Below are 25,615 nucleotides of genomic sequence, written 5' to 3' on the forward strand. Positions count from 1 at the left end.
CGGCATGGTGTTCCGGACGAGACTCAAGGGCGAGAGGAGCCGAACCCATGCTCAACGGTGATGCCTCAATGGCGTTCGATCGGATCGAGGAGCTTGAGCATCTGATCCGGCGCGAGACCGAGCGCGGCACGTATCACGGAGCAGTGCTCAAGGTGGCGCGCCACGGCGAACCGGTGATCGATCTCGCGATCGGTCACGCAGACGAGGCCGACGCGCGTCCGTTGCACGTGGATGACGTGTTCAGTGTGTTCTCGATCACCAAGGCGCTGATCAATGTGCTGGTGCTGCGCGCCGTCGAGCTCGGGAGGTTCAGTCTGACGACGCGCATGTCAGAACTCGTTCCCGAGTTCACCGGGGCGCCCCGTGACCGGGCGACGATCTTCCATTTTCTCACCCACACCACGGGAATGCCCGGTGTCTGGGAGCCCTCGCCCGGCATCGTGCTCGAGGAGCTCGCGGACGCCGTGGACGCCGTGGTGACGCACGTGCACGGAGCGGTCGAACCCGGTACGCGGTGCGATTACGCGCCGATGGCCAATCATGTGCTCCTCGCCGCTGCACTCGAGCGTACCGACCCGGCCGGTCGCCAGATACAGGAGATCCTGCTGGAAGATCTCGCCGAACCCCTCGGCATGCGCGACACGTCACTCGGCGTGCGGCCGCACATGCGCGATCGGCACGTCGTGCCTGACATGCGCGGGGTGATCCCGATCAAAGCGCCGTCGCGACTCAGCCCAGGTGATCAGGGAATGTACACCGCTGAACGAAATGGATCGACCTGGGCGGGCGCAGCCTCGACCGCTGGCGACCTGCAGCGGTTCATGGAGATGCTCCGCGGAAAAGGCACGCTCGACGGAGCGCGCATCCTCTCCCCGCGCATGGTGGAGTTGGCGACGCGCGTGTGGACAGGGGATATGCCGAACGAGCTCTACCAAACGGTAGCGCTGCGGAACGGGTACGCGGTGCCCCCGGCTTCACTCGGACTCGGCTTCAACATGCGCGGAGAGGGGATGGTGGTCACGCAGCTCGGCACGCTCACGAGCCCCGGCACCTTCGGCAACTACGGCGCCGGGAGCGCGCTGATGTGGGTCGATCCGCAGTTGGACCTCTCGTTCGTCTGCCTGACCGCCGGCCTCCTCCCGCAGGCCGAGAACATTGCACGTTTTCAGCGTATCTCCGACGTCGTCGTCGGCGCCGCACTCTAGATCCCTCATCAATCGTCCTGGAAGGGCACAGCTATGTCTCAGCACACCGTTACCGGCGCCGACGCGGGCGTTCAGCGGAACGCCCGCGACTCCCGGAGAGCTTCGCTCGGGAGCTACATCGGCGCCACTCTCGAGTGGTACGACTTCATTCTGTACTCCACTGCGGCGGCCCTGATCTTCCCCACCGTCTTCTTCGGCGGAATCGACCCCGCCCTGGGTGCTGCGCTCTCCTACGCCACGCTGGCTGGCGGATACGTCGTGCGTCCGGTCGGAGCGATCGTCTTCGGTCACTTCGGCGACCGGCTCGGGCGCAAACGGATGCTGATCATCACGATGGTCCTCATGGGCGTCGCCTCGATCGGGATCGGAGTGATCCCCGGTTCCGACACCGCTGGTCCGGCCGCTGCGGTGGCGCTCGTCGGGCTCAGGTTGCTGCAGGGCATCGCGGTCGGCGGCGAATGGGCGGGCGCGAGCCTGATGTCGATCGAGCACGCCAGGCCCGAGCGTCGCGGATTCGCAGGGGCCCTGGTGCAGAGCGGGGGGCCGAGTGGTTCGGTGCTCGCGACTCTCGCATTCGGCCTCGTCTCGCTCCTGCCGACAGAACAACTGATGTCGTGGGGGTGGCGACTGCCGTTCCTCGCCTCCGCACTCGTTGTTGTTCTGGCGATCGCGATCCGCGTGGGGGTCAAGGAGTCGCCGGAGTTCGTTGCGGCGGAGCACGTCGAAGAGCGCCCGCGGGTTCCGCTGCTGAGTACCTTTGCAGAGAACTGGAAGAGCGTGCTGGTCATCGTGCTCACCGCGCTGTCACCTTTCTTCCTCCAGTCGGTGACCTCGACGTTCGGACTCCAGTTCGCCATCGCGAGCGGTAACGCTCAACCGGTCACGCTCTGGATGCTCTCGATCGCGAATTTTGTGTCGATCTTCGCGACCCTGGGCTTCGCCGCGCTCTCGGACCGCGTTGGACGCGTGCGGATCATGGCAACCGGGTTCGTCGTCAGCGGGATCCTCGTGTGGGTGGCCTTCGCGCTGCTCGGGGCGCACAGCACCTTCGCCGTACTTGGGGCTTTCGTGCTCCTGCTCGCGATCGGCAATGCCATGGTCGCGGGACCCTTGGCTGCATACATGGCCGAGCTCTTCCCGGTGAAGAACCGGTTCACCGGGGTCGGAGTGTCGTACCAGTTGGCGGCGACAATCGCTGCCGGCTTCGCTCCTCTGATCGCCACGACCCTGATCGCATCCGCGAATGGTGGGACGACGCTGCTGACGACCTTCGTTTCGGTGCTCGCCGCGGTCGGGCTCATCGCTGCGCTGCTCAGTCGCCGTGTTCGCGTGGCTTGAGCGCAACCATTCACTCACATACTGGCGACTCTCGTCGTTGAAAGGACAGACCACTATGGCGACCAACGTTGTCGAGACGATTGACAGATCCCGAATGTCCGGATTCCAGGTGCGCATCGTGGCGATCTGCGCGGCAGTGCTCATCGTCGACGGTTTCGACGCTCAGGCCCTCGGCTTCGCGATTCCATCGCTCGCCCGGGACTGGGGCGTCGAGCCGAGCGCCTTCACGCTCGCGGCGACGGTCGGAGTGGCAGGTTTGCTGGTCGGCAGCCTGCTCGTCGGTGCGCTCAGCGACCGCTGGGGGAGGCGGCCGGTCACCATTGCCGGTCTCACGGTCATCACACTGACGATGTTCCTCACAGCGGGAGTGTCGTCGATGGCTTGGCTCGTCGTGTTGCGCTTCTTCACTTCGGTGGCCGTAGGTGCGCTGACGCCCAACCTCATCGCGCTGGTCTCCGAGTACTCGCCCCAGCGGCGACGCATGTTCACCGTTGCCGTGGCGATCTCGGGGTTCGCGCTCGGCGGCGTCATCGGCGGCTTCCTCTCGGCCTGGTTGATTCCGCTGGTCAACTGGCACGGGGTGTTCATCACGGGAGGCATCCTCACTCTGGTGACGGGGGCTGCAGTGGTACTCGGGGTGCCCGAATCCGTTCGGGTTCTGACGATGAGCGGACGGCAGGACGCGGTGCGACGCATCATGTCCCGCATCACGTCGCCGGACGAAGCAGCTTCGAACGACTACGTGCTGGTCGAGGAGCGCACGGCCCGCGCCTCGGTCGCCGCCCTGTTCCGGCAGGGGAGAGCGCTGACGACAGCGCTCGTCTGGCTCACCTTCTTCATGAGCCTGCTGGTGCTGTACTTCGGTGCGAACTGGCTGCCCACGATCCTCGATGCGGCTGGATTCGAACCGGCGTTCGCTCTGATCGGCACCTCGATCTTCAACGTGGCGATGGTGCTCGGCGCACTCCTCGCGGGCTTCAGCGCGGACAAGGTCCAGCGGCCCGCGATCCTGATCGGCGCGGCGTTCGCCGGCGCCTGCCTCGTCTTTGCCTCACTGCCCCTTTTCGCAGGCACGCCGATGCTGCTGCTCGTCGGACTGTGCGTCGCCGGATTCTTCGTCCAGGCCGGGCAGGCGAGCCTCGCAGCTTTCGCCGGCGGGCTCTACCCGACGAGTATTCGCGCGACGGGGCTGGGCTGGGGGTTCGGGGCCGGCCGCATCGGCTCGGTGGCGGGCCCCCTCATCGGTGGCGTCTTGATCGCGGCGAACCTTGGGCCGGTGTCGATTCTCGCTCTCCTCGCCTTTCCCGCCGCTCTCGCAGCGACGGCGGTGGGTACGGTGGGGCTCCGACGAGGAGCGCACGTGGCCGAGGTGGGGGCATCGTCCGCTGGAGCGGTACACACGAGTCACGGGTCCGAACTTCAGGGGCGGGCCGCAGTCGAGGAGCAGTCGTGAGCGGCGAGTCCGGAGTGACCGCTCCCTGGGAGGTCATCGCAGTCCGACATGGGCGACTCCGCACCACCCGTTCCAACTTCTACCTCAACTACTCGGAGTACGGTGAGCCCGACTCGCCTCTCGAACTCGGCTACTGGTTCTGGGTGATCAGCAACGGCTCGCGCAGGATTGTAGTGGACACCGGGTTCTCCGGCGAGGGAGGCGCGCGACGAGGGCGGGAGGTGCTGTTCGACCCGCTCCAGGCGTGCTCCGAACTCGGGATTACCCGCGACTCAGGTGACACGGAGATCCTCATCACGCACGCTCACTACGACCATGCAGGGAACCTGTCGGGCTTTCCGTCGCAGCCCGTGTACGTGCATCGCAGCGAAGCGGAGTTCTGGCTCGGCCCCGACGCGCGTCACCATCAGTTCCAATCAGTGGTCGATGACGCTGATCTTGAGCATCTCCGACGGGTCAGTCGCACAGATCGCGTGCGCTGGATCGAGGAAGCCCGCGAAATCGCGCCGGGAGTAACCGTCGTGCCTCTTCCCGGTCACACCCCGGGGCAGCTCGTCGTGCGCGTTGAGACCGAGCGAGGAACCGTGGTCCTCGCCTCAGACGCCTGCCACCTCGACGAGGAACTGGAGCGAGACATGCCGTTCAAGCACAACACAGACCTCGTCGGGCTGTACCGCGGTTTGCGCACGCTTCGGGAGTGGCAGGGAAACGGTGATCTCATCATCGCGGGCCATGAACCCGCGGTGCTTGACCGCTTCCCTCGACTCGACGGAGCACTGCGCGAACACGCAGTGCGGATCGCATAAGCCATGCGGCATCGGAGGAGTGCCCCGCGTGCAGGCGAGCGAGGGAGATCAGGTGCTGAACGGGTTGGGGGTCTCCTCAAGGATCGACAGCACGATCGTCGCCGCCTGAGTGACGTGCGCTGCGGCCCGCTCGCGTGCCCGCGCGGCGTCACCCGCCTCGATCGCTTCCTGGATCTCCAATATCTCCGCCACACTCGCCTCGGCGCGGCCGGGCTGTGCGAGCGTCAAGGCCCGAAGCTGATGAACGCGACGCTGCAACGTCTCCACCATCTGCTGCACGACGGGGTTGTGGGCGCCGGCGAAGAGAATCTCGTACACATCGTTCTTCAAGCGGAGCATGCGCATGTGCTGATCGGGTTCGGCGTCGCGAACGGCGGCTGCCAGTTCCTTCACGGCGGATGCGAATCGCTGCCGCTCGTCCGCATCGGCATGAAGGGTAAAGAGTTCAGCGGCGAGCCCCTCGAGTTCGGCCCGAACCACGTAGACGTGACGGGCGAGTTCGGGGCTCGCGACGCTGACGAAGGTGCCACGACCGTTCTGCGACTCGACCAGGCCTTCTCCCTCGAGTTGACGCAGCGCCTCTCGAACGGACGGGCGGCTCGCGGATGTCATCTCGCAGAGTTCGCGTTCGATCAGCAGCTGGCCTGGCATCAACCGCATTTCGAGGATGGCGTTGCGCAAGATCGCGGCCACCTGCTCACGGATCGGTGCATGACGCTGCACCTGCATCTGGTTCGTGCTCACCGGGATCCCGCCCTTCCTGGCGCCCGTTGTTCGGGCCAACGTAGATGAGGCCAACCTAGCAGACAACAGACAGGGACGAGCCGCCGAGTGGTCAAGAACTCGCCACGAAGTATCGGATTGTCATATAGTTGATGTCAGACAATGAAGTGAATGGAGCGTGTGATGGAACAGGAACAACGCAATCTCGCCGAGATGGGTGAACGGATGCGTCGCCAGGTGCTGGGGGATGAGCACGTCGATCGGTCCCTGAAGAATGCGACGGAGTTCAGTCGCCCGCTGCAGGAACTCGTCACCGAGTACTGCTGGGGGTACGCCTGGAACCGCCCCGAACTTCCCCTGCGGGATCGCAGTCTCATCAATCTGGCGATGATTTCCGCTCTCGGCAAGATGGAAGAGCTCGCCCTGCACGTCAAGGGTGCCATCCACAACGGGCTCACCCCGTCCGAGATTCGAGAGGTGCTGCTGCAAACCGCGATCTACTGCGGCGTCCCGACGGCGCTCGAGGCGACACGCACGGCCCAGCGGGTGCTCGATGAGATGGGAATCAACATCGATGACTGACGGAACCGTGGGGCTCATCGGGCTCGGAAACATGGGACAGCCGATGGCGACGCTGCTGGCTCGAGCCGGGTATCGCACTCGGGCGTTCGACGCTTCCAGCGCTGCGCTCGAAGCGGCCGCGTCTGCGGGAATCGATGCTGCGAGCTCGGCAGCCGATATCGCTCGTACCTGTGAGACGGTGATCCTGATGCTGCCGTCGAGCGACATCGTCGATGCGGTTGCGGGAGAGATGCTCGACATCGACGGCCGAGTGGCGACACTGTTCATCGACATGAGCTCTTCTGTGCCGGCGCGCACGGTCGCGCTCGCGGAGCGGTGCGCCGCACGGGGTGTACGGCTGATTGACGCACCGGTGTCTGGTGGGGTGGTTCGCGCCCGATCGGGCGAGCTCACCATCATGGTCGGCGGCGCAGAAGAAGACGTTCAGTCGGTCGAAGACGTCCTCGCCGTGCTCGGGAGCCGAGTCGTCCGCGTCGGCGAGGTCGGAGCCGGTCACGCGACGAAGGCGCTGAACAACCTGCTCTCCGCCACGCATCTGCTCGCGACCAACGAAGCCGTGCTGGCCGCCAGGGAGTTCGGCATTGACCCGGCCGTGTTCCTCGAAGTGGTGAACAGTTCGAGTGGTCGCAGTGGGTCGAGCGAGCTCAAGCTGCCGCGGTACGTGCTGACTGGAGCGTTCGACTCAGGGTTCTCCGCCGCACTGCTCGAGAAGGACGTCAACATCGCACTGGGGGTCGAGCATGCGCTGGGCGTTCCGGCGCCGGTGAGTGAGGCGGCAGGGGCGCGCTGGGCGGACCTGCGGTCGCGGCTCGACGAGGGGGCGGATCACACGGAGATCATCCGTCCCGTGGAGCGCGACCTCGGGAGAGAGTTGCGTTCACACGGCTGAACTGCCGTCAATGTCAGCACGATGGAGTGGAGGAAACGATGGATGAGCTCACGGGGCGCGTGGCCGTGGTCACCGGTGCGGCGAGCGGGATCGGCCGCGCGATCGCGGAGCGGTGCCTGGACGCCGGCATGCGGGTGGCCCTCGTCGATGTCGAGCTGGATTCGCTGACGCGGACCGCGCATGAGCTCGATCCCGCAGGTTCACGGACACTGACACGGCAGGTCGACGTTCGGGACCCAGCGCAGGTCGAGCACCTGGCTGCTGCAGTCGTGGCGCACTTCGGGGCGGTGCACCTGCTCTGCAACAACGCAGGAGTGGATGCTGGCGGTCCCTTCGTCGATATCTCCGACGCCACGTGGCGCTGGGTGATGGACGTCAATTTCTTCGGAGTGGTCAATGGCTGCCGTGCGTTCCTCCCGGCTCTTCGTGCGTCGGGAGAGGGACACATCGTGAACACGGCATCGATGGCCGCGGTGAATGCCGGGATGCGCACGATGGCTCCGTACATCGGGTCGAAGTTCGCCGTGCTGGGGGTTTCCGAAAACCTCGCCGTGGAGCTCGCGGAGAGCGATCCGGGGATCGGCGTATCGGTGCTCCTCCCCGGTGGAGTCCAGACGCGCATGACCGACTCCGAGCGCAACCGGCCGGCGGACGTTCCGCCGAGTGACGACCCGCTTCGTCAGAGCGTGGTCGACGGAATCAGATCGGCGACCGCGAGGGACGGACTCGATCCGTCCGATGTCGCCGTCGCCGTGCTCGATGCGGTGCGAGACCGCAGCTTCTACATCCTCACCCATCGAGAGCCGGCGCTCGAAGCGATCGCCCAGCGTCTCGAATGGATGAGGACCAATGCTCAGCCGCTGCCGAGGGTGCTGCGATGACCCCCGAGCAGCCCGGAAAGGTGAACATGCAGATCCAGCAGTACAACGATCAGCCCCCGGTGCGGGGGTGGGTCGATCCCCGTTTCGGCGGCGTCGTCGAAGCATATCTGGAGAACTTCCGACTCGAGGACGAACTCGGCTCGTCACTGCACGTGACGTGGAGAGGGAAGCCCGTCGTGGATCTCTGGGGCGGCTGGCTCGATGAGGAACGCTCCATTCCCTGGCGGGAAGACTCCATCGTCTGCATGATGTCGGTGGCGAAAGGGGTGACGGCGATCGCGATCGGCATGCTCGTCGATCGCGGAGTTCTTGATCTCGACGAGCCGGTCGCCACCTACTGGCCGGAGTTCGGTCAGAACGGGAAGGGTGGGCTTTTGCTGCGATGGGTGCTCGACCATCGGGCGGGCTTGCCTGCGCTGGTTGATGAGCCGCTGTGGCCTGGAGCGACATTCGACCGGGAAGCAATGACCGGTGCATTGGAACGAGCGAAACCGCTCTGGGAACCGGGCACAGTAGCCGCGTACCATGTGCAGACACAGGGGTACATCCTCGGAGAACTCGTGCGCAGGGTGACCGGCATGCCGATCGGGGAGTTCGTCAGGCAGCAGATCACCGGGCCGCTGGGGGCTGATTACTGGCTGGGACTCCCGAAGAGCGAGTTCTCCCGCACCGCCGACCTCCTCCCGAATGCGCGGTCGCGATTGATCGCCGCCCGTGACCAAGAGTCCGCCGATTCGTTGCGGGTGCGCGCACTCGCACAGAATCCGGATTGGCCATGGCGATGCATGGTGAACTCCGAGGAGTGGAGGACCTCCGAGATCGCGAGTGCGAGCGGTCACGGCAACGGTCGTTCTGTGGCCCGGATCTACACTCCGCTCGCTCTCGGAGGTGAGGCCGACGGTGTCCGGCTGATGTCGGGCGAGGGCGTCCGCGTGATGAGCGAGATGCAGCACAACATGATCGAACTCGTGCAGGAGCGACACTACCGACAGGGACTCGGCGTGCTGCTCAATTCTCCCGACGCCGTCTACATGGGGCCGAATCCAGAGGCGTTCGGCCATCACGGAATCGGAGGTTCCGCTGGGTTCGCTGACCCGGTGGACGGGGTCGCCTTCGGCTACGCCGTGAACAAGATGCACGAGGTCGGGACCAATGGCCCCCGTGCGAAACGACTGATCGATGCCGTCTATGCGGCTGTGAAGGGAAATGGGTCATGAACACGGACGAGATGAATGCTCCCCGAGTCGCGGTGGTGACCGGTGCCGGGAGGGGTATCGGCGCCGCGGTCGCGCTCCGGCTGGCGAGGGATGGGTTCCACGTGGTGGTCGCGGATATCGACGCCGCCCACACGGCAGCGGTCGTGGAGGAGATCGTATCTCTCGGAGGTACGGGTGAAGTCGCGAGCTTCGACGTTGCGGATCGAGCGGCGGTGCAATCGTGGGCCGCAGATTTGCTCGACCGGCACGGGAGATGCGATGTCGTGGTGAACAATGCGATCTGGATCAGGTATGGCGCGCTCCTGGACATGACCGAGCCGGACATCGATCGCATGGTGGACGTCGGGCTGAAGGGCGTGATCTGGATGATCCAAGCGGTCGGCAAGATCATGAGTGACCAGGGCTCCGGGTGCATCGTCAATGTCTCGTCGCCGGCTGCCACTCGTGGAACGCAGGATGCAGGTGTTTACGGGGCTATCAAGGGTGCGATTTCCAGTCTGACCTGGCAGATGGCCGCCGAGCTAGGGCGGCACGGCGTTCGCGTCAACGCGGTCGTTCCTGGAGCGGTGCCCACTGAGGGGGCGCGGATGCTCGTGGACGACGATGGTTACGAGCTTCGTCGTGCGAAGACGCCGCTCGGCCGGCTCGGCAAGCCGGAAGATCTTGCCGGTGCGGTATCGTTCCTCGCCTCCGAGGATGCGTCATTCGTCAATGGGCACCTGCTGACCGTGGATGGCGGCCTCATGGTCTCCTGACCTGCCTGAGGCTCGGATCACGCGCCCCGCGCATCGAGCGCCTCGCGGAGAGCGCGTTCGCTGCGGATCGCGCCAGGGTTGCGGCGCAGCCACGACCTGAGCACCCGCGTCACCATTGGCATCATCGCGAAGGTCATGGTCGGTGCCAGCACCGACACGAGGAAGAGCGAACGGAGTGGGACCGGTATCTCCGCCCACCAGGGGAACTGGGTGACGATCGTCGAGATGGTGATGTTGAGCGGGAGCATGCCCAGCCAGACGGCGATCGCCTGCTTCCAGCGCGGGGGAGCAGCCCGCACGCCGATGAGACGCGATGCACCGGTGCGGGGGTCGACGACCCGGCTCAGCTGGGGTTCGTCGAACCACCCCTCGATCCCGGTCCGACGCTGTACCGCGGCGCTCGACACCAGCTGCACACCGGAGCGCTCCCAGGCTCGGCGCTGCTCGGATCGCTCCCAGCGGGCGAGTGCCTCATCGTCGACGAAACGGTAGACGACATGCAGCACATTCTCGTGGCTGGCGTCGCGCATCACACCGCCACCGAGGCAGCCGTCGAACCCACGGGCCATCTCGAGGCCGCGGTCGATCCACTGGAGGGTCTCATCGATGCGGGCGGGGTCGGTCTCACGTCGTACGGCAACGGTCACGGGGCTGCTCATGACCTCTATTCGAGCAGACACATGTGACGGGTTCGTTTCACCCGCGTATCTGCCTCGCGAACACTCCATTGCGATCCACGAAATGCGACGCGTCGGGTGTGGAAGGACGGTCGCGCGACACGCCCGTGATTGATCACATGATGATGAGGTTTGCCTTACCTAATCTGCTCTTGTACAGTTCCAGAGGCTGTGATCCCCGACAGATTGGTACACCCATTGGTCTCCTCCACACTTCGACGCTCATCACTGGTCGCGATCGCGGCCGTCTCGACACTGCTACTCGCGTCCTGCGCGGGAGCGGATGATCCATCGGCCGAAGCCGAAGCCCAGACCGAGGGGATCGCCTTCGAGCACCCATCGATCGACGGTCTCGCCATCGAATTCGATGCTCAGCCGGAGAACGTTGTGATGGACTGCTATGCCTACAGCTCCCTCCACGAGTACGGCATCGAGCCGGTCGCCCTCTTCGGATACGAGTGCGACAACCCGTTCGTGATGGGAGATGCCGATACGGCGGGCATCGAAATGCTCGGCAAGGACGGAGAGATCGATGTCGAGAAGCTCGCCGAAGTGCAGCCGGATGCCATCGTCGGCCAGGGCGACGCGAACGGGTGGGCGTGGTTCGACGAGGACGTGAACGCTCAGATGACGCGTGTTGCGCCGTTCGTGCCGCTCCCCGCTGACGGATCGATGGATGAGCGGATCGCGGACACTCGCGAAGTTGCGGCCTTCTTCGGCGGCGACACGGAGTCAGAGGAGATCCTGCAGTCGGATGAGGATCTCGGGCAGGCGAAGGAAGCCGTCAGTGCGGCACTCGCTGAGAACGAGCGCAAGATCATGCTGGCCAGCCCGGCGAAAGAGATGCTGTACACCGGCGTCGGGTTCGCTCAGGCCGACCTGCTTGAGGAGCTCGGGGCGACGATCGTCGGAGCAGATGCGCCCGAGGAGGGGAACCCTTGGGGTCAGGTGGCCTGGGAAGATGCATCCACATACGAGGCCGACCTGATCCTCGTCGAAGGATACTCCGACGATTTCGCGTTCACCTCGGATCTCTGGGACACGCTGCCGGCAGTCGAGGCCGGTCAGCTCGCCGCTTGGAGTTCGAAGGGTGCGATGACCGCATCCACTTACGCCGCATGGCTCGAGGAGGTCGCCGACCTCGTCTCGTCCTCGAAGCAGGTTGTGTAACCCTCGGATGGTGCTTCCGGTCGACACGACTCGCCGATCAGCTCCCGGCACTGCGGTGCCCGGAGTTGATCGGCGCCGGTCGCTCCTGCGAGCGGGCGACGGGGGCCGCTGGGCCGGCCTCCTCGTGCTGGCGTTGCTCTGCGCTGCCGCCCTGATCGCGAGCATGCTCGTCGGCTCGCGCGGCATAGACCCGTCCGACGTGTTCTCCTCGCTGATCCATCCCGACCCCGATGACCCCGTCTCGCAGGCAGTCTGGTTCTCTCGCGTGCCGCGTACCGTGATCGTGCTCGCGGCCGGTGCGGCGCTCGGCGTCGCGGGCGCCCTCATGCAGGCTGTCACGCGGAATCCGATGGCAGATCCCGGCATCCTGGGCGTCAACGCCGGAGCGTCACTCGCGGTAGTCGTCGGCCTCGCGTTCTTCGGGGTCACCGATGTGGCGCAGTACATGTGGTGGGCGTTCGGCGGCGCGCTGCTCACGTCGATCCTCGTCTTCGTGATCGGCAACACGGGTACCGTGCGCGGTAACGCCGTCCGAATGACTCTCTCCGGAGTCGCGCTCGGCGCCGTCCTCTCCGGCTTCTCTTCAGCCGTGCTGCTCACGAACTCGCAATTGCTCGAACGAATGCGCGGGTGGTCGGCCGGCACCACGGCCTCCCAGCCGCTCGAAGGCACCGTGCAACTCCTGCCATTCATTGGTGCCGGACTGGTCATCGCGCTGCTCAGCTCGCGGGCGCTCGACGTGCTGTCGCTCGGCGAAGCCTCCGCGGTGGCGATGGGTGCGCACCCGAACCGCATCAGGCTCGTGGTGCTCATCGCCATCGCCCTGCTCGCCGGTGCCGCTACTGCGGCGGCTGGCCCGATCGGGTTCCTCGGCCTCCTCGCACCGCACCTCGCGCGCATGGTCGTCGGCCCCCACCAGGGCTGGATCCTCGCGTATTCGGTGCTGATCGCGCCGGCCGTCATGGGGTTCGCCGACGTGCTCGGGCGAGTGATCACGAAAGGCGAGGTCCCCGTCGGCGTCGTCACCGCGTTCATCGGTGCTCCCGTACTGATCGTCATGGTCCGCCGCCTCCGTGTCTCCGAGGTGTGAACCCATGACGCAACTCGACTTCGGACGGCGCGTCGTTCGTCTCGGCGGCGCCGAGCGCCCGGTCGCCCTCCTCGATGTCCGCTCGATCGTCCTCTGCACTGCGCTGTGGATCGTGACAGTGCTGCTGGCCCTCTACGCGACATTCTCGGGATCGGTGGGCATCTCTCCAGGAGAAGCGTTGCAAGCGCTCGTGGGGCGGGGTGACGAGTACACGACGATGATCGTGCTGGAGTGGCGAGCGCCGCGAGTCGTGATGGCGGTGCTCCTCGGCGTATGCCTCGCCCTCAGCGGTGCAATCTTCCAGAATCTCACCGGTAATCCGCTCGGTTCTCCTGATGTCATCGGGTTCCAAACGGGGTCCTTCACCGGAGCACTCGTCGTCATGCTCCTCCTCGGCGGCGGCTCGGTCGCGACCATGGCCGGCGCGCTCATCGGCGGGACCGCCACGGCGTTCCTCGTGTTCTTCCTGTCGCTCAAGCGGGGAGCGATGCGCGGCGTTCGATTGATCATCGTCGGGATCGGTGTGAGTGCGATGCTCGCGTCGGTGAACGTATGGCTGCTGCTCACCGCCACCGTCGAGAACGCCATCATGGCGAGTCTCTGGGGAGCCGGCAATCTCTCGGGTGCCTCTTGGGCGACCGCAACCGTCGTGGTGATCGGTGCGGTGATCTTCGTCGGCGGGGCAGGAGCACTCGCGCGGCCGATGCGACTGCTGCAGATCGGGGTCCTGTTCGCCACGGCGCTCGGGCAGAACGTGCGTGCGCTCCAAGTTGCGGCAATCGTCATCGGCATTGGGCTCACCGCGCTGGCGACCGCGACCGCCGGGCCGATCTCGTTCATTGCGCTCGCCGCGCCGCAGATCGCTCGACGTCTCGTCCGGTCAGACGGACTCGCACTCGGGCCGACCGCCGCTGTGGGGGCGCTCCTCTTGCTCCTCGCTGACGTGGTGTCGCAGCGGATCCACCCGGATACACCACTGCCCGTAGGGATCGTCACGGTGTCGATCGGTGGCCTCTACTTCCTCTGGCTCCTCCTTCGAGAAGGGAAAAAACAGTGACTCGTCTGCGTGTGGAACGGGCCGATCTCGGGTACGCCGACACGGTGGTGTGCTCGAACATCTCGGTGGAGGTGCCGGATGGTGCGTTCACGGTGATCGTCGGCCCCAACGCCTGCGGTAAATCAACGCTGTTAAAGAGTCTCACCCGACTCCTGCCTCCTGCCCGTGGCAGTGTCTTTCTCGACGGGCGGCGCCTGCATGAGCTTCCCACGAAACACGTGGCGCGTCAGGTCGGATTGCTCCCGCAGGGGGCCGTGGCCCCCGATGGCATTCGAGTGGTGGACCTGGTGACGCGAGGCCGGTATCCGCACCAGCGGCTCTTCAGCCCCTGGTCCCCGGAGGATGAGGACGCGGTACGTGGCGCGATGCGCGCCACGGGAGTGCACGAACTCTCGGGGCGGATGGTCGACGAGCTGTCGGGCGGCCAGCGGCAACGGGTCTGGATGGCGGTGGCGCTGGCGCAGGAGACGCCGATTCTGCTCTTGGACGAGCCGACCACCTACCTCGATCTCAATCATCAGATCGAGTTGCTCGAACTCTGTCGTTCGCTGAACCGGCAGCACGGCACCACTCTGGTGGCGGTGCTGCACGATCTGAATCAAGCGGCGCGATACGCCGACCACATCATAGCGATCCAATCGGGGGAAGTGATCGCGACAGGGACACCGGCCGCGGTCATCACGGAATCGCTCGTCGAGCAGGTGTTCACGCTCGATGCTCGGGTGATCGCGGATCCAGAGTCAGGTACGCCGCTCGTTGTCCCGCGCTGGCGGCACTCCGTCTCGGCTGCTCCGAGTGCGGAGCGCACGTGAGCGCACCGACCAGACCGACCGCCGCGGCCACGATGAACGCCGCGCGCTGACCGACGAGATCGCTGATGCCCCCGAGCGCCGGCGCGGCGAGGGTCTGCCCGAGGGCCAGGACCAGGAATGCGAGGCCGACACCGGCGGCCGGATGGTCGGCGTACACCCGGGTCCCCCACAGCAGGAGGAGTCCCGACGCGGCGATGTAGGTGGCCCCGAATACGGCGAGAGCGAGCGCCGAAGCAACGATGCTGCTCGGGGCAATTGCAACGAGCCCTGTTGAGGCGGCGAGGACGGTCACCGTGACGATCCACGCCCGTCTGAGGCCGAGTATCCGCTGCAGATCCCCGCCTGCCGCTCCGATGACCCCGAGTGCGCCGAGCAGGATCCAGCAGATCGTCGACGCTGTGTCGCTCAGGCGCCCCTCCGAGACGAGCAGGTCGCGCCCGAAGGTCCAGATCGCGGTGCTCGAGGTGCCGAGGAGGAGGGCAGCGCCGATGAGGCGCAGTGCGCCGGGAGGGAGGAGCGGGCGGGGGAGGAGGCCGGCGCCGGCGGCATGAATACCGGCTGTTGCGCCGGGTGCACGGGTCGTCCGGGGTACCGTGAGCGCCGCCCAGATCGTGATGGCGGCAGAAAGTGCAGCGAAAGCGATCCATGCCGCACGCCAGTGCTCGTGGGCGAGGAGCGCCACCGGCCCGGAGATCGCGACGCCCAAACCCGTGCCCGCGTTCACGACCGTCTGCACCCGGCTCTGTCTTGCGGTCTCCACGGTGTGCGCGATGGCGTGGGCGAGCGGAGGGGAGGCGATCCCCGTACTGGCACCCGCCACGATCACTCCCGCCGCGAGAGTGGCGGTGTTCGGTGCGAGGGCGATCGTCACAGTGCCGAGCGTCGCAGTGGTTCCAGCTGCGACCGCGATGGCGCGCCCACCGAACCGCGGAGTGAGGAGCGTCGAGATGATGATGGCCACGCAGTAGGAGGCGTACGAACCCGAGGCGAGTGCTCCGACAGTGGCCGCACCCAGGTCGAATGCTTCGCGAAAGGTCGGGACGAAGAGACCGTAGGCGAAGCGGGCGAGGCCGTAGCACGCGGCAATCAGTGCAGCGCCGGCGAAGGTGAGCTTCCACACGCTGCTGCGTGCGGGGGTGGTCGGAGTCATGCGGCCTCATCTCACAGATCGGTGAAGTCCTTCGAAGGCAATAGTATACTGATCTGTGAAGTGAGCGCGAGGGGGGAAGGCATGTCCGCGGAAGTGAGCGCCAGTCTCTGGGAGGCGCCAGTCCTGACGCCCGGAGCACGTCGTATTCTCGAGGTCGCTTCGGAGCTCTTCTACCGGCGGGGGATCCACGCGGTGGGTGTCGACACGATCGCGGCAGAGTCAGGCGTGACGAAGCGCACGCTCTATGATCGTTTCGGCTCCAAGGACCATCTCGTCGCGGAGTATCTCGCCGCCAGGCACCGGCGGTGGTGGGAGCATCTCGAAGAGCTCATCGCCGAGGCGCGGGCTCCCCGTGTGCTCGCGGTGTTCGATGCGTATGCGGACGAGCTGCTGCCGGCGGATCGCGGGTGCGCCTTCCTGAATGCGGCGGCCGAACTCCCGGCTGAGCACCCCGCGTATCGCCTCGTGCAGGAGCACAAGCTGGCGGTGCGGAAGCGTGTCGAAGAGCTCCTCGTGGAGGACCTTCCCGACGCCGAAGGGGCGGCCGAGACCGCCGACCACCTGATGCTCCTGCTCGAGGGTGCGGTTGCGCACCGGGGAATCGACGGCTCGCGCCGACTCGCTCGGCGAGCCCGCCGGATCGCGGCAGAACTCGTCAGCGGCGACGGTATTCGGCGAGTGTGACGCCTGAGTCGAACGTCTGGGTGCCCGTGCATTCCCAGGCTCGTGGAGCGAAATCCCGTGCGGCGAACAGCGGGATCCCAACGCCGAAGGTCACGGGGTTGATCTTCAGTGCGAGGTGGTCGATCTCGTCGGCCAGCGCGGCCGCGAGTCGGCCGCCGCCGCAGAGCCATATTCCCATTCCGGCCTCTCGTTTCAGTGCACGTACCGTCTCGACCGGGTCCGCGGCGGTGAACTCGACCTGGTCGCTGCCTGCGGGCCCCGCGTGGTCTCGTGTGAACACGATCTGGCGCAGGTGCGTGTATGGGTTCGGAATGTGGTGCTCGGGGAGTCCGACCGCATAGGTGTTCCATCCCATCAGGACAGTGTCGAATGGGCCATCGGCGACGTCGAGTCCTGCGGCGTCGGCGAGTGCGGTGGGCGCCGTTCCGCGGTAGCGCGACCAGATGGGTCCCATGTGGTCTCCCTCCGCGAGGAATGAATCGAACTCACCGGAGGGACCGGCGATGTAGCCGTCGAGGCTGACGGCGACGTAGTAGGTCAGGGTGCGCATGTGAACTCCAATCACAACAGGTGAAGTGGTGTGAAGACTACAACACCTGCAGTGGTTGCGCTAGGGTGAGGGTGTGGCGAAGAACGATGCGCGGAGAGCGGTGCTGGGTGATGCTGGAATCGCGCTACTCGCCCACTCGGGAGCGAGGGGGCTGACGCATCGCGCGGTCGACCGCGAGGCAGGGGTTCCTCTCGGGACGGCGTCGAACTACTTCAGGAGCCGTGATGCGCTGATCGCCGGGATATTCGAGCGCATCGGAGAGCGTCTCGCCCCCTCCGCGGTGGAGCTCGCAGAGCGAGCGTCGCGGTCGCCCGGCCGGGAGCTCTTCGCGGAGTACATCCGCGATATCGTGCGCCGTCTATCTGCGGAGTCGGATGTTACGAGGGCACTGTTCGAGCTTCGACTCGACTCGGCGAGGCGTCCGGATCTCGCCCAGGTGCTGGCTCCGTGGTTGCGTGCGGGGTTCGAGGCGGACGTGGCGTTCAATGCAGCCGCCGGTCTCCCGGGGGGGCGTCTCGAGGTCGCCCTGTTTCACTACGCGATCGATGGCCTCATGCTCGATCTGCTGACGAGCCCGGTCGACCCGGATCTTGATCCTGATGAAGCCATCGATGCCCTGGTGGCCCGGATCCTGCCCGAGGAGTAGGCGCCGGGGTGTTGGTGGGGGAGGCGCGAGCGCACGGCGCGCATGAACGTGCAGGCGTTGCAGTAATCGCTGCAATGCCGGTACTGTGAGGATATGTCGGATGCACGCGACCCCGCGGCCGATCTCGGGGAGTCTCTGTGGATCGAGCAGCCTGAAGGGACGCTCCGAGTGATCACCCGCGGTGAGCGAGGGACGCCGGTGCTCCTCCTGAGCGGCGCCGGAAACGACAACGTTTCGTTGAGCTGGCGCCGCCTGATTCCGGACCTTGCCGAGCACCACCGTGTATTCGCTCTCGACTGGCCGAAGCAGGGAGGCAGCGTGCCCTGGACCGGGACAGCGGACCATTCCCGGATGCTCGCGTGCATCGACGCGGTCCTGGAGCACTGCGAAGTCGACACCGTGTCTCTCGTCGGCCTCTCCCAAGGAGGTGCGCTCGCGCTCGCCTACGCGATCGAACGGCCCGAGCGTGTGGAGCGCATCGTTGCGCTCGCCCCGGCAGGGATCCTCTCGTTCCCACCGGTCCTGCACCAGTTGCTGTGGATGATTGCTCGAGTGCGCCTGCTGCATCGCACACTGCCGTCGCTCGTGTTTCGCAGCCGGGCCGCCTGCGCATGGTTCGCGCGACGGGCCCTGTTCGCAGGTACTGTCGACGACTTCGACGCCATCGTCGACGAGTACCACGCGGACGTGCTGAAGCACGGGTCAGGCTCATCCGACTGGCAGAACGCCTCGATCGGCTTCCGGCGCATGCGGGTTGATCTCAGACCTCGACTCCAGGAAATCTCCTGTCCGGCCCTCTTCATCCAGGGCGCGGAGGATGCGGGTGTCCCGTCGCACCAGTCCCGCGCGGCGGCGGAGACGGTTCCCGGAGCTCGTTTCGAGCTGGTTCCCGGTTCGGGACACTGGGTGAATCGGCAGCGTCCCGAGCTCGTCAATCGCTTGATCATCGAGTTTCTCCGGCAGTGAGCGGTCCGTATCCCGACCTGCACTGCGCATACGAGAGGATGGGTGAATGAGTGATCCGACCGAAGACGAGCTCGATTTCGTCGATGAGGTGGCATCCTTCTTCGCAGCGGAGGGGATGCCGCTCATCTCGGGTCGGGTGATCGGGTGGCTGCTCATCAGCGACCCGCCCGAGCAGAGCGCAGCCGACCTGGCGCGAGTGCTCGACGTCAGCCGGAGCTCGATCAGTACGGCCGCGCGGCTGCTCACCCCCAGTGGTCTCGTGGAGGGAGTGCGGAGACGGGGTGAACGCCAGGAGTACCTGCGGATCAGCGCCGACGGGTGGGGCCGGATGCTCGCGAACCGATATGCGAAGACCACAGCGTTTCGGCGCATCACCGAGAACGGGCTCGCGCTCATCGACAGCTCCGACCCGGAGCGACGGCGGAGGCTCGAGAACGTGACCGAGCTCTATCGTTTTCTGGAGTCCGAACTCCCCGCTTTGTGGGAGCGCTGGGAGCGGCACTCCGCGGGGAAGGCAGAGCAGGCAGAATAGAGGGATGGCCGAGAACCCGATCCCGCTCTTTCTCGACTGCGACCCCGGCATCGACGACGCCATCGCTCTCGCGTATCTGCTGGCTCAGTCCGACGTCGAGGTCGTCGGCGTCGCCGCGAGCGGCGGGAACGTCTCGACGGCGCAGGTGGCGCGGAACACCCAGGGCTGGCTGGCCCTCGCTGCCCGCCCGGACATCCCGCTCCACGTCGGAGCCACCCATCCGGTCGCTCGAGCGGCCGTCACCGAGGCGGATCCCGAGTACGCCGAGGAGACGCACGGCGACCGCGGGTGCGGCTACGCGACTCTGCCGGAGCCGGACGCAGCCCTGAGCGGCACGACCGCCGCCCAAGCCTGGGTCGATGCCGCACGAGCCCACCCGGGTGAACTCATCGGTGTGCTGATCGGACCGGCGACGAACCTTGCGCTCGCGCTCGAGATCGAGCCGGATCTGCCGCGCCTGGTGCGGCGCCTCTTCGTGATGGGCGGAGCCTTCAATTACCGCGGCAACACCCACCCGACAACCGAGTGGAATGTGACCTACGACCCGGAGGCCGCGGCGAGGGTGTTCGCCGCGTTCGGGGGAGCATTCGTCGATGGCGGATCCGCGCACCCTCCGGTGATCGCCCCGATCGAGGCGACCGAGGCCGTGGAGATGACCCCCGAACGACTGGGACGGATCCTCGGTGCGCAGACCGACCCGACCTGGCGCGCCGTGCTGCACGAACTCGGCGAAGCGCTGCGCTTCTACTTCGAGTTCCACGAGGCTGACGGCCACGGGTATATCGCCCACATCCATGACCCTTACGTGCTCGCAGCCGCGCTCGCCTGGGCCCGATCAGACCGGGGCGATGCGCCGTCACCCGTCCCAGTGCCCTGGGCGGAGACCGCGCTCGCCCCCGTCGATGTCGAGCTCACGGGAACCCTCACGCGCGGCGAGACCGTCGCCGACTGGCTCGGCCGTTGGAACCGTCCCGCGAACGCCGAAATCATTCGGCGCATCGACGCCGAACGCTTTCTCGACCACCTGACCAATACCCTGATGGAAGGACCGCAGCCATGACCCCGTCCGAGAGCACATCTGGACAGGGGCTCGACTTCACGTCGCGTCCCGGAGAACCTCGCACCCCCGCCCCGAAGTGGGCCTACCTGTCGACCGGCGCCGGCGCTCTCGTGATCGTCGCCACCTATCTCGCCGTGATCCTCACCCAGCCGGCGACGCTCGGCCTCGAACTCGGGCCCGCCACTCTCTGGGTGATGTTGGGCTACCTCGCCGGTGCCGTGCTCATCGCCGCCGGCACGCTCCCGCTCATCCCGCGCAGCATTTTCGCCCTGATGCCCGTCGCCATCGCGCTGAACATCACGGTGGGCCAGATCGTCGGCACCCTCACGCCCGTGCCGCTCTACCTCGACTCGCTGGGGTCCGTCATCATCGGAGTGCTCGCGGGCCCCGCAGCAGGTGCCCTCACCGGTGTCCTCGCAAACGTGATCTGGGGCGTCACCATCAATCCCACCGTCATCGCCTTCACGGCGGGAGCCGCCTTCATCGGGGCCGCCGCCGGGTGGGCAGCGCGACTCGGGGCGTTCCGTGCTGCGTGGACGGCGATCCTGGCCGGCTTGATCGCCGGGCTTCCCGGCGGGGCGCTCGGCGCACCGGTCGCCGCCTTCGTGTTCGGTGGCGGACTCGGCGTCGGTACAGGCGGGGTCGTCGCCACGCTGCAGGCCGCCGGTCTCGAGATGCTGCACGCGACGACGGTGCAGAGTCTCGTCTCGGATACCGCTGACAAGGCGATCATCTTCCTGCTCGCGTTCCTCGTGCTGCGTTCCCTCCCGCGACGCATCGTCGACCGGTATCCGCTGGCGAGCAGGTCCGTGCGCTCGCGTCGCCCGTCACCTTCGCGGTCGGCACCGGTGCCGTGACCTCACGGCGGCCTGACCGGGATGCGGATTCGAACCTGCACCCCGCGACGGGGTTCGTGCTGCTCTTCTGCGCGCTCGTGCTGATCTACGGCATCTCGTCGCCGGTGGTGCCGCTCATCGTGCTGCTCGCCTCGGCGGTCGGCGCGGTGCGCTCGCCGACGGGGTTCCGTCGATGGGCGGCGACCTGGGCGGTCCTCTCGGTGCCGATGCTGGTCATGGTCGGGATCGTGCAGGGGCTGTTCTACCCCGACGCGTCTGCGACGGTGCTGCACCGGTGGGGTCCGGCAGCCGTGACGGTCGAGGGACTCGCGATTGCCGTGCAGCTGTGGCTGCGCGTCGCCGCGATGGTCGCGGCATGTGCGCTCTTCGCGCTCGGTACCGACTCCGCGAGAGCCTTCGACGGAATGCGTCGCCTCCGGGTGCCGCTCGGCATCTCATACGTGTGCGCGACGGCGATGAGCCTTGCTCCGCTCGTGAGGGACCGGACCCGCCACGCACTCGAGGCGAGAGCGGCACGCGGGTGGGAGACGAATCGCCTACGGATCCGCGTCGCGCTGATGCCCGGCATCATCGGTGGCCTCCTGACTACCGCTCTCGTGCAGCTCGACCAGCGCCACGACACGCTGACGCAGCGCGGCTTCGGGGCCACTGCCCGCCCCGCACCTCTGCAGGACCGCGCGGACCCGATGGGTCAGCGCGCACTCCGGTGGGCGGCCCCTGTCTGCACCGTCGCGGTCGTCGCGGCCTCGCTATCAGGCGTCCTCACGCTGCCCTCGGCTTCCGAGGTCATCGCGATGTGGGGTGGTCCAGGTGGGTGAGCGGGCGATCGTCTGGCAATGCTCCGGCGTTGGCTTCACGTATGACGATGCATCAGCGCAGGCACCCGTGCCCGCGCTGACCGCAGTGGACATCGTGCTCCGGCGCGGTGAGATGCTGGCCTTGCTCGGCGCCGAGGGGTCGGGCACCTCGACGCTCTGCCGGCTCGCTGCCGGGCTGCTGAGCGAGCGCGGCACTCTCCGGGGTTGCGTGCAGTGGGGCGCCGAGGAGTGGTCGGCAGAGCATCCAAGCGCTCGCAGTGCCATGCTCGGCGACGACCCGGAGGCGCAGCTGACCGGGATGACCACGTTCGTCGATGATGAGGTGCGTCTGCCCCGGCGTCTGCACGGTCTCACGGGCGGGCCAGACCCGCTCGACGCTCTGACGGAACTCGGTGTCGCCCACCTCAGCGCGCGACGACTGGAGACGCTCTCCGGCGGCGAGCGCCAACTCGTCGCACTGGCCTCCCTGATGTCGCTGCGTCCGGCTCTGCTCGTGCTCGATCAGCCGGCTCTCTCCCTGGATCCTGACGCGCGTCGACGGTTGACGAGTGCCCTGCGCCGCTACTGCGATGCGGGAGGCGCGGTGCTGCTGTCGGGGCATCAGCACGACGAGCTCAGCTCGGCTGCGGATCGGATCGGGTTCGTGCGGGACGGCACGGTCGCGTGCACGGTGCCGAGTGCTGCCGTCCTGCCGAGCGATCTCGACGCAGCCGGGGTGTGGAACACCGTGCCGGGAGGCGGAGGGGCATCTGGGCGCAGTGCGGAGTGGGGTGGTCGTCCGGGGGAGGATCCGTCGGTTACGCTGCTGCAGGTCGCTGATCTGCGAGTCGCCCTACGCGAGCGGGTACTCATCGACGGCTTCGAGTTGTCGCTCGGTGCCGGCGATGTGTTGGCTCTGATCGGCGCGAACGGTGTCGGTAAATCGACGCTGCTGCGCGCGATCGCCGGCCTGCTCGATGACGAGGCTCGGGTGAGCGGCTCGATCCGGGGTGCAGGCGAGCGCGGCGAGGTCGCGCTGGATCATCTGCCGGCGTATCGGCGCGCGCGGCACGTGGGCTGGGTCGGTCAGGATCCGAGCGCGCAGCTCTCGGCCTCGAGCGCCCGGAGCGAGCTCGAGCGCGGAGTGCCGTTGCCGCCGCACCGTCGACGAGAGCGCACCCGCCTGCGGGCGGAGCGATCCCGTGCTGCCGCGGAACTGCTCGAAGCGCACGGGCTGTTACAGTTCGCAGACACGCACCCGTTCGATCTCGGTCCGGCCGCGCGGAAGGATCTGGTCATCGCCTCGGCGCAGTTGCTCGGTGCACCGGTGCTGCTGCTGGACGAGCCTACGCTGGGGCGTGACCTCGGTGCGATGCGTCGGCTCGAGCGCACGATCCAGGATCATACCGCTGGAGGGGGTGCTGTCATCCTGACGACGCACGACGTCAAGTGGGCTCGGTCCGTCGCGCGCGATGTCGTCCGGCTCGGAGGCTGAATTCGGCGTCCCGGTGATCAGGCCCGCTGCCGCCGCAGTTCCTCGCGCGGTGCCTGTTCGGGAGCGCTGGTTAGGTGCGTCGATAGGAGGTGGGGGTGAACCCGAGGACGTGCCTGAAATCGGCGGTGAGGTGAGCGTGGTCCGCGTAGCCGAGCTCGGCTGCGATCTGGGCGATGGAGAGACCGGGGTCTGCTCGGACGCGCTCGGCCGCCTCTTGGAGCCGGTACCGCCGGATGATCGCGAGTGGGGGAAGGCCGACGTAGCGCTCGGCGAGTCGCTGGGCCGCGCGGATCGACACGCCGAGCCGTTCGGCGACCTGCGAGAGGCGCACGACACTGCGGTCGGAAGCGATGAGCGTTTCCATCCGGTTGGCGAGCAGGCCGCGGTCGTCTGGAGCGGGGAGGTGCGTGAGTACCCACTCCGTGAAGAGGCGGACCGCCTCCTCGCGGGCTCGTGGCTCGTTCGCGTCGTGCATGGCGGCCGTGACCGCGCGGTGCAGGTCAGGCTCGGCACAGGGGCGGGCGGTGTTCCGGATCTCGCGCGGATCCGCGACGAGAGTTGCGAGCGCCGCGGGGCGCAAGAGCGCACCGACGGCCCATCCCTCACCGGTCAGCACCCGGTGCGATGCTCCGGTCGTCGGGCCGGCGAGGGAGACGCCGTCGGGTTCGATGACGAGGTTGGATGCGGGAAACGGGAGTACCTCCTGTCGCGAGGAGGTTCCGGGCGCGAGCCGCCAACGGGGGATCCAGAACCAGTGCACCAGCGCGGACACGGGGTCAGAGACCGGCACGCGGTGAAAAGAGGGAAGGCGGGCAGGGAAGAGCACGCCCCGTCCGTCGAAGTGCTCGGTCATGGCTGCCCCCGTTCGCCGCGTCGCGAATCTTCTAGCCGAACGCTCATCCGACGCATATGGTCAATCCTATGAACGAACAGCAAGCGCCTCGGCGCGGAGTCACCGGAGACCATACGACAGCGGGAGTACCGCACGGCTCCACGAGTCTCACCCCGTTCCTCGCAATCGCGAACGCGGCCGGCGCGATCGATTTCTACCGGTCGGTGCTCGGTGCCCGCGTCGTCGACGTCACCGAGCTGGGCGGCATCGTGGTGCACGCCGATCTCGACTTCGGCACGGGGAGGCTCCAGCTCGGCGAGCCGAACCCCGAGTATGGTCTCGTTTCGGCACCGACGGGCGGCGCCGATTGCTACTCGATGGGCCTGTACTGCGCCGACGTGGACGAACTCGTGGCCCGCGCTGCGGAGGCTGGAGCGGAGATCCGAGAGCCGGTGAGCGATTTCGTCTCCGGCGATCGGTTCGCTTCGATCCGAGACCCGTTCGGCGTGCGATGGTCGCTCATGTCCCGTGTTGAGGATCTCTCGGAGTCCGAGAGTGCGCGAAGGGTCGCCGAGTGGGCCGCCGAGATGGAGCGGGCGAGCAACGAGTAGCGCTACTGGACCAGTTCGAGGTGCAGGATCGGGTAGGGGCGCCCTGCCCCGTCGGTCTCGCTACGGTCGCGCACTCGGAACCCGGCGTGATCGTAGAAGGCGACGGCCTGAGTGTTCTGCTCGTTGACGTCGACGCGACGCACTCCGCGCTCGGCGATCGCGTGGGCGAGGAGCCTGCCTCCGACTCCTCGCCCCCGGAATGCGTCGTCGACGAACAGCATTTCGAGATTCCCGTCAGCGACTCCTGAGAAGCCGACGGTCTGCCCATCCAATTTCGCGCTCACCAGGTGGACGGCGGGGAAGTAGTCTGGAATGAGTGCGCGTTCGATCGCGTCCCGGTCGCCGGATGCCAGGAAGTCGTGCGTCGCGTCCACGGCGCTTCGCCAGATGGCGACGAGCCGGGGGAACTCGTGCTCGGCGGGGTTCTCGTGCAGCAGGGTCCCGGGCATCCCGACAGTTTACGCGCACCGAGTCCCCGGGCGACTTACGCGTAGTAGATACTGCCGCCCCAGTAGTTGCCGTTGCGCTGGTGGCACGGGATGTAGCGGTCGATCAGCCAGCCGCTCCGGAACGCCTCGTTGAGTTTGGCGTAGGCGACGCGCTCGCACTCAGCCTTGGTGCTGTACTGCCAGTCGGCCATGGTCGGGGGCGCGGCATTCGCGGCCGGGGCGGCGATCAGACTTCCTCCCGTGACCAGGCCCACTGCCATGCCGACGGTCGCTGCTCTGCGCTTGAAGTTGTTCACCACATTCTCCCTGTCTGTCAGGTCGGAACGGGGGC

At 66.9% G+C, this 25,615-nt stretch carries 29 protein-coding genes; 22 read left to right on the forward strand and 7 right to left on the reverse strand.

Translation table 11 applies throughout. The features are described 5' to 3' along the window. Window positions 1–47: 47 nt before the first annotated feature. From K8P10_RS04485 to K8P10_RS04500, 4 genes are read left to right on the forward strand one after another with little or no spacing between them, the layout of a single operon-like run. Window positions 48–1,205: a serine hydrolase gene (locus K8P10_RS04485; protein ID WP_224780605.1), complete on the forward strand. Its 1,158-nt coding sequence runs from the start codon at window positions 48–50 to the stop codon at window positions 1,203–1,205. Window positions 1,206–1,238: 33 nt separating this feature from the next. Beyond that, the gene (locus K8P10_RS04490; RefSeq protein WP_224780606.1) at window positions 1,239–2,543 is read left to right on the forward strand and encodes an MFS transporter; all 1,305 of its coding nucleotides are present in this window, start codon (window positions 1,239–1,241) and stop codon (window positions 2,541–2,543) included. A 55-nt stretch (window positions 2,544–2,598) separates the two neighbouring features. Further along, window positions 2,599–3,996, forward strand: coding sequence for an MFS transporter (locus K8P10_RS04495; protein WP_224780607.1), 1,398 nt, complete (start codon window positions 2,599–2,601; stop codon window positions 3,994–3,996). After that, a complete protein-coding gene (locus K8P10_RS04500; protein WP_224780608.1) occupies window positions 3,993–4,802 on the forward strand; it encodes an N-acyl homoserine lactonase family protein in 810 nt (269 codons plus the stop codon). Before K8P10_RS04495 ends, K8P10_RS04500 begins: the two co-directional genes overlap by 4 nt. A 48-nt stretch (window positions 4,803–4,850) precedes the next feature. Here the strand turns inward: K8P10_RS04500 and K8P10_RS04505 are convergent, their stop codons facing one another. Further along, window positions 4,851–5,546 (reverse strand): GntR family transcriptional regulator, encoded by a 696-nt coding sequence (locus tag K8P10_RS04505; protein ID WP_224780609.1) that lies wholly within the window; start codon window positions 5,544–5,546, stop codon window positions 4,851–4,853. Between the two features lie 162 nt (window positions 5,547–5,708). On the opposite strand from K8P10_RS04505, the gene K8P10_RS04510 reads away from it, so the two are divergent. Genes K8P10_RS04510 through K8P10_RS04530 form a run of 5 tightly spaced genes read left to right on the forward strand, consistent with a single transcriptional unit; the run spans window position 5,709 to window position 9,849 of the window. Beyond that, window positions 5,709–6,107 (forward strand): carboxymuconolactone decarboxylase family protein, encoded by a 399-nt coding sequence (locus K8P10_RS04510; RefSeq protein WP_224780610.1) that lies wholly within the window; start codon window positions 5,709–5,711, stop codon window positions 6,105–6,107. Further along, entirely contained in the window at window positions 6,100–6,996 is an 897-nt protein-coding gene (locus tag K8P10_RS04515; protein WP_255596833.1) for an NAD(P)-dependent oxidoreductase, read from the forward strand. Before K8P10_RS04510 ends, K8P10_RS04515 begins: the two co-directional genes overlap by 8 nt. A gap of 38 nt (window positions 6,997–7,034) precedes the next feature. Beyond that, window positions 7,035–7,877, forward strand: a complete 843-nt coding sequence (locus K8P10_RS04520) for an SDR family NAD(P)-dependent oxidoreductase (protein WP_224780612.1) — start codon at window positions 7,035–7,037, stop codon at window positions 7,875–7,877. Further along, window positions 7,874–9,094 (forward strand): serine hydrolase domain-containing protein, encoded by a 1,221-nt coding sequence (locus K8P10_RS04525; RefSeq protein WP_224780613.1) that lies wholly within the window; start codon window positions 7,874–7,876, stop codon window positions 9,092–9,094. Before K8P10_RS04520 ends, K8P10_RS04525 begins: the two co-directional genes overlap by 4 nt. Then, entirely contained in the window at window positions 9,091–9,849 is a 759-nt protein-coding gene (locus K8P10_RS04530; protein ID WP_224780614.1) for an SDR family NAD(P)-dependent oxidoreductase, read from the forward strand. The genes K8P10_RS04525 and K8P10_RS04530 overlap by 4 nt, the downstream gene beginning before the upstream one ends. 17 nt (window positions 9,850–9,866) lie before the next feature. Here the strand turns inward: K8P10_RS04530 and K8P10_RS04535 are convergent, their stop codons facing one another. Further along, a complete protein-coding gene (locus tag K8P10_RS04535; RefSeq protein WP_224780615.1) occupies window positions 9,867–10,508 on the reverse strand; it encodes an antibiotic biosynthesis monooxygenase in 642 nt (213 codons plus the stop codon). Between the two features lie 216 nt (window positions 10,509–10,724). On the opposite strand from K8P10_RS04535, the gene K8P10_RS04540 reads away from it, so the two are divergent. The 4 genes from K8P10_RS04540 to K8P10_RS04555 are packed head-to-tail and all read left to right on the forward strand — an operon-like array spanning window position 10,725 to window position 14,655. After that, the gene (locus K8P10_RS04540; RefSeq protein ID WP_224780616.1) at window positions 10,725–11,696 is read left to right on the forward strand and encodes an ABC transporter substrate-binding protein; all 972 of its coding nucleotides are present in this window, start codon (window positions 10,725–10,727) and stop codon (window positions 11,694–11,696) included. 10 nt (window positions 11,697–11,706) lie between these two features. Next, window positions 11,707–12,786, forward strand: a complete 1,080-nt coding sequence (locus K8P10_RS04545) for an iron ABC transporter permease (RefSeq protein ID WP_224780617.1) — start codon at window positions 11,707–11,709, stop codon at window positions 12,784–12,786. 4 nt (window positions 12,787–12,790) lie between these two features. Beyond that, window positions 12,791–13,843, forward strand: coding sequence for an iron chelate uptake ABC transporter family permease subunit (locus K8P10_RS04550; RefSeq protein WP_224780618.1), 1,053 nt, complete (start codon window positions 12,791–12,793; stop codon window positions 13,841–13,843). Then, window positions 13,840–14,655 carry an ABC transporter ATP-binding protein gene (locus K8P10_RS04555; RefSeq protein WP_370631965.1) on the forward strand — a complete coding sequence of 272 codons (816 nt, stop codon included), beginning with the start codon at window positions 13,840–13,842 and terminating at the stop codon, window positions 14,653–14,655. The genes K8P10_RS04550 and K8P10_RS04555 overlap by 4 nt, the downstream gene beginning before the upstream one ends. On the opposite strand, the gene K8P10_RS04560 is transcribed toward K8P10_RS04555, so the two are convergent. Continuing rightward, window positions 14,549–15,805, reverse strand: a complete 1,257-nt coding sequence (locus K8P10_RS04560) for an MFS transporter (RefSeq protein ID WP_224780619.1) — start codon at window positions 15,803–15,805, stop codon at window positions 14,549–14,551. The genes K8P10_RS04555 and K8P10_RS04560 overlap by 107 nt on opposite strands. 81 nt (window positions 15,806–15,886) lie before the next feature. Here K8P10_RS04560 and K8P10_RS04565 point away from each other — a divergent pair, with 81 nt between their 5' ends. Then, a complete protein-coding gene (locus tag K8P10_RS04565) occupies window positions 15,887–16,489 on the forward strand; it encodes a TetR/AcrR family transcriptional regulator (protein WP_224780620.1) in 603 nt (200 codons plus the stop codon). Here the strand turns inward: K8P10_RS04565 and K8P10_RS04570 are convergent. Further along, complete coding sequence (locus K8P10_RS04570) at window positions 16,461–17,039, reverse strand: dihydrofolate reductase family protein (RefSeq protein ID WP_224780621.1); 579 nt, start codon at window positions 17,037–17,039, stop codon at window positions 16,461–16,463. The genes K8P10_RS04565 and K8P10_RS04570 overlap by 29 nt on opposite strands. A 73-nt stretch (window positions 17,040–17,112) precedes the next feature. On the opposite strand from K8P10_RS04570, the gene K8P10_RS04575 reads away from it, so the two are divergent. The 7 genes from K8P10_RS04575 (at window position 17,113) to K8P10_RS04605 (ending at window position 23,392) form a co-directional block, all read left to right on the forward strand. Beyond that, window positions 17,113–17,685 (forward strand): TetR/AcrR family transcriptional regulator, encoded by a 573-nt coding sequence (locus tag K8P10_RS04575; RefSeq protein WP_224780622.1) that lies wholly within the window; start codon window positions 17,113–17,115, stop codon window positions 17,683–17,685. Window positions 17,686–17,778: 93 nt separating this feature from the next. Further along, on the forward strand, window positions 17,779–18,651 hold the full coding sequence (locus K8P10_RS04580; protein ID WP_224780623.1) for an alpha/beta fold hydrolase: 873 nt from the start codon (window positions 17,779–17,781) through the stop codon (window positions 18,649–18,651). A 46-nt stretch (window positions 18,652–18,697) separates the two neighbouring features. Next, window positions 18,698–19,183, forward strand: coding sequence for a GbsR/MarR family transcriptional regulator (locus tag K8P10_RS04585; RefSeq protein ID WP_224780624.1), 486 nt, complete (start codon window positions 18,698–18,700; stop codon window positions 19,181–19,183). A gap of 4 nt (window positions 19,184–19,187) precedes the next feature. Continuing rightward, window positions 19,188–20,243, forward strand: coding sequence for a nucleoside hydrolase (locus tag K8P10_RS04590; RefSeq protein WP_224780625.1), 1,056 nt, complete (start codon window positions 19,188–19,190; stop codon window positions 20,241–20,243). After that, entirely contained in the window at window positions 20,240–21,100 is an 861-nt protein-coding gene (locus tag K8P10_RS04595) for a histidine kinase (RefSeq protein ID WP_224780626.1), read from the forward strand. The genes K8P10_RS04590 and K8P10_RS04595 overlap by 4 nt, the downstream gene beginning before the upstream one ends. Beyond that, a complete protein-coding gene (locus K8P10_RS04600) occupies window positions 21,097–21,918 on the forward strand; it encodes an energy-coupling factor transporter transmembrane protein EcfT (protein ID WP_224780627.1) in 822 nt (273 codons plus the stop codon). Before K8P10_RS04595 ends, K8P10_RS04600 begins: the two co-directional genes overlap by 4 nt. Beyond that, on the forward strand, window positions 21,911–23,392 hold the full coding sequence (locus K8P10_RS04605; RefSeq protein ID WP_224780628.1) for an ATP-binding cassette domain-containing protein: 1,482 nt from the start codon (window positions 21,911–21,913) through the stop codon (window positions 23,390–23,392). Before K8P10_RS04600 ends, K8P10_RS04605 begins: the two co-directional genes overlap by 8 nt. Window positions 23,393–23,462: 70 nt before the next feature. On the opposite strand, the gene K8P10_RS04610 is transcribed toward K8P10_RS04605, so the two are convergent. After that, the gene (locus K8P10_RS04610; RefSeq protein WP_224780629.1) at window positions 23,463–24,245 is read right to left on the reverse strand and encodes an AraC family transcriptional regulator; all 783 of its coding nucleotides are present in this window, start codon (window positions 24,243–24,245) and stop codon (window positions 23,463–23,465) included. Window positions 24,246–24,313: 68 nt separating this feature from the next. Between K8P10_RS04610 and K8P10_RS04615 the strand changes: the two genes are divergently transcribed. Further along, window positions 24,314–24,835, forward strand: coding sequence for a glyoxalase/bleomycin resistance/extradiol dioxygenase family protein (locus tag K8P10_RS04615; RefSeq protein WP_224780630.1), 522 nt, complete (start codon window positions 24,314–24,316; stop codon window positions 24,833–24,835). 2 nt (window positions 24,836–24,837) lie between these two features. On the opposite strand, the gene K8P10_RS04620 is transcribed toward K8P10_RS04615, so the two are convergent. Both K8P10_RS04620 and K8P10_RS04625 read right to left on the reverse strand, forming a co-directional pair. Continuing rightward, the gene (locus K8P10_RS04620; RefSeq protein ID WP_224780631.1) at window positions 24,838–25,284 is read right to left on the reverse strand and encodes an acetyltransferase; all 447 of its coding nucleotides are present in this window, start codon (window positions 25,282–25,284) and stop codon (window positions 24,838–24,840) included. Window positions 25,285–25,319: 35 nt separating this feature from the next. Further along, a complete protein-coding gene (locus K8P10_RS04625) occupies window positions 25,320–25,580 on the reverse strand; it encodes a hypothetical protein (protein ID WP_224780632.1) in 261 nt (86 codons plus the stop codon). Between the last annotated feature and the right edge of the window lie 35 nt (window positions 25,581–25,615).

It is taken from the genome of Leucobacter sp. Psy1 (assembly GCF_020096995.1).
Taxonomy (GTDB): Bacteria; Actinomycetota; Actinomycetes; order Actinomycetales; family Microbacteriaceae; genus Leucobacter.